Consider the following 543-nt stretch of genomic DNA (forward strand, 5'->3'; position numbering starts at 1 on the left):
AAATAACGATGAAAACCCAATCGATTTCATCTTACATGCTGGCCAATTCGACCCGGAATATCCTGGCCAAGGCGCAGGCCGACCTGATCAAGGCAAAGGAAGAGGCGACCACCGGATTTGTATCCGACACGGGTCTCGCGCTTGGCAGCCGGACGGGCCAGTCCATTTCCCTGCGCAAGGAATATGACCGGGTGACGGTTCTGACCGAAACGAACAATCTGATCGGCCAGCGCATGACCACATCGCAGAATGCGCTTGGCAATATGGTCAAGGGCGCGACGGATTTTCTCGGCACGGTCACCGCGCTGCGCGGTTCGTCCGACGGTCATTCGGTTGCCCTGGACAAGGCGAAAAGCGGCCTGCAGACCATGACGGGCCTCGCCAACACCAACTACAATGGCGAGTATGTCTTTGCCGGCGTGAACACGGACGTGCAGCCGATGGACGACTACTTCGCGGCTGGCAGCCCGGCGCGCGCAGCCATCCAGACGGCTTTCCAGACGCAGTTCGGCTTTCCCATGACGGATCCGCAGGTGAAGAACA

General features: G+C 59.1%; 1 protein-coding gene. It reads left to right on the top strand.

Features of this window, described 5'->3' with window-relative positions; translation table 11 throughout:
• Nucleotides 1-35 precede the first annotated feature (35 nt).
• Nucleotides 36-543: flagellin N-terminal helical domain-containing protein (locus NQT62_RS15400; RefSeq protein WP_256765632.1), on the top strand; the 508-nt coding region annotated here is incomplete at its 3' end.

It is taken from the genome of Limnobacter humi, from assembly GCF_024518835.1.
Taxonomy (GTDB): Bacteria; Pseudomonadota; Gammaproteobacteria; order Burkholderiales; family Burkholderiaceae_B; genus Limnobacter; species Limnobacter humi.